The following is a 4,913-nucleotide window of genomic DNA, read 5'->3' on the forward strand; positions in this document are numbered from 1 at the left end:
AACCATCTTATGGAATGTACAGATGTTTTTCAATTTTTGCTCTACATGTTGTCAAGCACTATGTTTGGTATAGAGCCATATATTCTTCTTTATTTTTTGACCGAATAAGGATAAAGCTCAATTAAACGAGTTAGATAAAGATTTATAAATAGAATTCAACAAAAAAAGGCTGCCCTCAGTCCATCTTCAATGACTTATGAGGCAGCCCCTTTATCTGCCGTGTTCCACTTTTTTTTGGCAGATTATCCTTTGTGAATAAGCACCTGTTTCCTGCGGAAACAAAAATGACGACAATAGTGAGAAATTAGGCTTTGTTGTTTTTAATCAACGATACCCAAAAGGTATACAGTCTTTTGAATTAACTGGTAACGGGGATTTTACAAATTATTCTACAGTAAAATTAAATGTTGGTTATTTAAATGGTGTTAAAGGAAGAAGTAGCCCGAATATGGAAATGGAAAGTCATGTTATTGGGGGACGGTAAGCTTGACTCCTTACTATGACATAGGGATAAAACTCAGATCCGCCAATAAACCTAGAAATTCAAATCATTTGGATATATTAGCTTGATTGATCAACAAGAAAGGCAAAGCATGATGACTTCCTGTGCTTTGCCTTTCTTGCGTTTATTCCTTTCTTGTTCTCGTTGTATTATTCTCTGCCCTGCTTTGCTGTAAGGGTCATGATCGGGTCTCGGCTTCTCTTTCACTCGGAATCCGATGCTCTCAACCCTAACAGTGTCTGTAGTATCATCGTATCTATAAATGATGCGCAAATCAGGTGCCTCCCCTTTCGTTGTTTGTAGCGACTTACTGGAAAACACCTTATCTTTGCGGCAACCTGCAGACTTGAGTGGCTCATATTCGCACTCTTTACCTTGACGATCAGGAAATAAGCGGATACGCTCCAGCTCTTCTTCAATCTTCGCCATACATTCCTGTAATCCGTTTAGGTTGCTTTCGAATGCCGTGGTTATGTCAGGAATGTCTAAATCCAGGACTTCCTGCTGCAAAACTATCTTCGTCAGCTTACTCATATATTGCTACATTTCATCTCCCCGGATGAATACCTGCCAGTTCCAGAAGTGACTTCCCTTCTTTGTATTCAACAACGCGATTGCTTTCCAAACGATGGCCAATCTGCTCGTACAACTCGCGTTCCTCTAACAAATCAAGTAGCCGCTCGTACTCCTGTAAGGCATCCACCATCATTTGATATTTGTCCATGTCGATCATCGCCACTTTAAGTTGGTCTTTGACTACAATGCCGAGTTTATCGTTTTGTTCCAAGGAGCGAAGCAGATCTTTCTGATTAAGCTTCCTTAATTGACTGAAGGGCAACATTTCCTTTGGTTCAAACGTTTTGGTTATCATTTTCAAGGTTTCCTTTCTAACACGGATCTTGTTCTTATTCTCTACGCATCTATCTTGGTCGCTTCGTTTATCCGTTATTTGACTCGCATCGCCTGTGCGTTCATTGTTTTGTTTATCCTTTTTCTCATTCGTTTCGTTTACGCGATTTTTATTTTCTCTTCGTTTATCCGGTTTAATTATTTTCTGCTTGTCATTTTCATCATTAAATTTACTCGGCATGAGCTATATGTCGCCTCACTTTCTATAATATCATACATAGCACTATTTTTCAAAAAAAATGAACAAAATTTTGTGCCAAAAATTGACCATAATAGTATTCAATGTTTTGTAATATTATTATCATTTTATTCTCCCCTTAATCTTTGCGTGAGGGATAGCGTGACAATGGGATAATTAAATTTTCCGATATAGCTATTTTCAGCGTCATTGTAGGACTTTTAATGCTTTTGGCACAATAAAAAATAGACCGCCTATAACAAGCGGTCTTCCCGGTCATTGATGCTAACGCTTATTTTTCCGTATGATACCCGCGCTCTCCGAATGGCTGGAGCTTGTCGATCCACTTTTCCTCCAGCTTGGCCAGCTCATCCTTCGTATCATAGTATACATTTTCCTTCGGCTTCAACGTCTCCAGCACTTCAATCTCGAACGCCTCTTCCCCGTATTCCGTCCATTCCTTCTGGAGCTCCTTATGAACATCCGTCCCGTTATTCAGGGCGAAACGCTTCCCGTTTAGCGACTTCAGATTGGGGGTGCTGCTGATGAACAGCTTCCCGTTTTTAGTATTTTTGATCTGATAGACTCCGGCCTCGATCTTCATTTCTTTATACTGCTCTGCGAGCTGTTTTTTACGTTCACGATCCATCTTTTCCTACTCCTTTATTATCGGATTCACCGGGCCATTAACCAATATTGGCTTCCATCCGGCTTCCGGTCCATAAATCCATATTCGATAAGATACCTTCTTATGGTTACATAGTCGTCATAAACTTCCTGCAAAATCTCGTTGACTTCCTTCTCGCTGTAAACCCGTTCTTGCTGAAACCGTCTGGCAATCTCGCGCAGAACGACCACCTTCTGCTTTTCCTTGAGATGAAAAGTCTTCAAGCGCCCTCCTGCTTCTTGCGGAAAATATTTCTGTAGAACCGCCTCTTCCTCTTCCAAAGTGATGTTATAGCGGTCATCTATCATGGTAGCCGAAGTATGAACCTCTATGAAGGACGGGGCGTGCTTATCTTTGTCTTTCAGCAGCTCCATCAGGGTAAGGTATACCTTGGCTTGGCGTTCTTTCTCCTTCAGTGCAAAACGGTGATTCCGTATGGTGGAGGCACTACCTATCCCCATCTCCTGCTGAACTTCCTTGTCATTCTTCCCCTGATAAAAGAGTCTGAGAAGGCGGCTCTGATGCTCCGTAAGGCCGGTCAGTTTCTTATCCAGTCCGATCAAATGGTCGAACACCGATTGATGCGCCCGCTCAATATGAATGCGCATATACCTCTCCGCCTCGTAGAACACTCCCTCCACAGGGTAAACGACCCCTTGCTCCAGAGCTTTGCCGCACAGCAGGCACCAATAATAATCTCCCTCCCGAACATAGCCGCGTCTCAGATCTTCGAGTGACGCATTCCAAAACCGTTCCGATACATCCAACAATAAACACACCCTCTAAATAATGTTAATTTATATAGACATTATCATATAACGTCTATTAATTGTCAATTCCTCGAGCCGTCCATCTACTTCCCTTCATCTCCTCTTATGAATTAAATCAAGAGGCGTTCCGAACGGTGTCCCGGAATGCTCTCGATCTAATCCGTCCTTCCGCTGCCGCTACCTTGCGGGAAGCATCGTCCCGATTAACCAAATAATGAGCAAGGAGATGGGGCTCGCCTGGGGCTCCATTTTTATATAGGGGAACAGGATGACAAAATCTAAGTGAACTCCCTTTCACAAATGGGGTACAATAGTAAAGGTCAGGATTATTTTTACAAGGAGGCTTACCATGACTGATTTCAAGCAGAAATTAGAGCAGTATGCGGAATTGATCGTTAAAGTGGGAGTTAACGTGCAGCAGGGTCAGACCGTCTTCGTGACCGGTTCCACGGAGATGACCGAGCTCGTCAGGCTGGTTGCGAGTAAAGCATACGATGCAGGGGCCGCCAATGTTCTGGTCGATTGGACCGATGAAGGGCTGTCCCGGCTCAAGTACGAAAAGGCCGCAGACGAGGTATTCACGCATTTTCCCGAATGGGAAGTGGTCAAGAGAAATGCATTGCTGGACAAGAGAGCCGCCTTTATCTCCATCATTTCTCCTAATCCCGATCTGCTCAAGGGAATCGATCCGAAGCGCATCGCCAACTTTCAGAAGGCTTCGGGGCAGGCACTCGAACGTTTCCGGCAGTATATCCAGTCGGATAAGGTGAGCTGGACCGTTGTGGCGGCCTCCACCCGGGATTGGGCTTCCAAAGTGTTCCCGAATGTCAGCACCGAAGAAGCGGTTAATCAACTGTGGGAAGCTATTTTTGAATCGGTGCGCCTGAATACGGACGATCCGCTGAAGGCATGGGAAGAGCATAACGCTACATTACATAAAAAAGTCGATATCCTGAACAGCAAGCATTTCCATAAGCTTCATTATAGAGCGCCTGGAACGGACCTGACGATTGAGCTCCCCGAGAAGCATCTCTGGGTCGGGGCCAGCAGCACGAACGAGCAGAATGTCGGGTTCATGGCCAATATGCCTACGGAAGAAGTATTTACGGCACCGAAGAAAACTGGCGTCAACGGTTATGTGACGAGCACCAAGCCTCTCAGCTACGGAGGCAACCTTATCCGGAACTTCAAGCTGACCTTCGAGGAAGGCCGCATCGTTCGGGTGGAAGCGGAGGAAGGACAGCAAATCCTGGAGCAGCTCGTCGATACGGACGAAGGCTCGCACTATTTGGGAGAAGTGGCGCTCGTGCCGCACCAATCCCCCATCTCGCAATCGAATATTCTGTTCTACAATACGCTGTTTGACGAGAACGCTTCTAATCACCTGGCCATTGGCAGCGCCTATGCCTTCAATCTGGAGGGCGGCAAAACGATGTCCCAGGAGCAGTTGGCCGAGAACGGCCTCAATTCCAGCATTACGCATGTGGACTTTATGATCGGCTCTGCAGAGATGGACATTGACGGCATTCATGCGGACGGCACCGTCGAACCCATCTTCCGCAAGGGGAATTGGGCGATTTAAGCCGGCAAGGTTCCTCATAGGCGGTTTCGTCCGGCTCTATGACCCGCCTTGGCAACCAGGTTCTCCGGCACTCGCAGTAAGCTTCAAGCTTGATGTTTCCTCGCAATCTCACCAAATCACCGACTTCTGAGAGCCCGGTGATTTGGTCTAGCTGGATTTCATCCAGCTAGTTTGCTCCTCTGGAGTGAAAAAAGAAATCTACCTTGAAAATCCGTCTATTTTACCGTGTGCAGGCATCGTTGCAAGCGGAGCGGCACGTCTAACTGTATTTTGTACAGGTAGATTCAAGCGAATGGGCGAAAATG

The 4,913-nt window shown here is 45.4% G+C and carries 5 protein-coding genes; 1 reads left to right on the top strand and 4 read right to left on the bottom strand.

Annotated features, from left to right (window positions below; translation table 11 throughout):
- Positions 1 to 574: 574 nt before the first annotated feature.
- The 4 genes from FS806_RS24930 to FS806_RS24945 all read right to left on the bottom strand — a co-directional run bounded on the left by FS806_RS24930 (position 575) and on the right by FS806_RS24945 (position 3,023).
- Complete coding sequence (locus FS806_RS24930; RefSeq protein ID WP_144942026.1) at positions 575 to 1,036, bottom strand: hypothetical protein; 462 nt, start codon at positions 1,034 to 1,036, stop codon at positions 575 to 577.
- Between the two features lie 13 nt (positions 1,037 to 1,049).
- Positions 1,050 to 1,592 (bottom strand): hypothetical protein, encoded by a 543-nt coding sequence (locus FS806_RS24935; protein WP_144942028.1) that lies wholly within the window; start codon positions 1,590 to 1,592, stop codon positions 1,050 to 1,052.
- A 289-nt stretch (positions 1,593 to 1,881) separates the two neighbouring features.
- A complete protein-coding gene (locus FS806_RS24940; RefSeq protein WP_144942030.1) occupies positions 1,882 to 2,238 on the bottom strand; it encodes a GIY-YIG nuclease family protein in 357 nt (118 codons plus the stop codon).
- A gap of 26 nt (positions 2,239 to 2,264) precedes the next feature.
- Complete coding sequence (locus FS806_RS24945; protein ID WP_144942034.1) at positions 2,265 to 3,023, bottom strand: DUF2087 domain-containing protein; 759 nt, start codon at positions 3,021 to 3,023, stop codon at positions 2,265 to 2,267.
- A gap of 352 nt (positions 3,024 to 3,375) precedes the next feature.
- Here FS806_RS24945 and FS806_RS24950 point away from each other — a divergent pair, with 352 nt between their 5' ends.
- Positions 3,376 to 4,608 (top strand): aminopeptidase, encoded by a 1,233-nt coding sequence (locus FS806_RS24950; protein ID WP_144942032.1) that lies wholly within the window; start codon positions 3,376 to 3,378, stop codon positions 4,606 to 4,608.
- Positions 4,609 to 4,913 lie beyond the last annotated feature (305 nt).

The sequence above is a fragment of the Paenibacillus sp. 32O-W genome (genome assembly GCF_007679495.1).
GTDB classification, from domain to species: domain Bacteria; phylum Bacillota; class Bacilli; order Paenibacillales; family NBRC-103111; genus Paenibacillus_L; species Paenibacillus_L residui.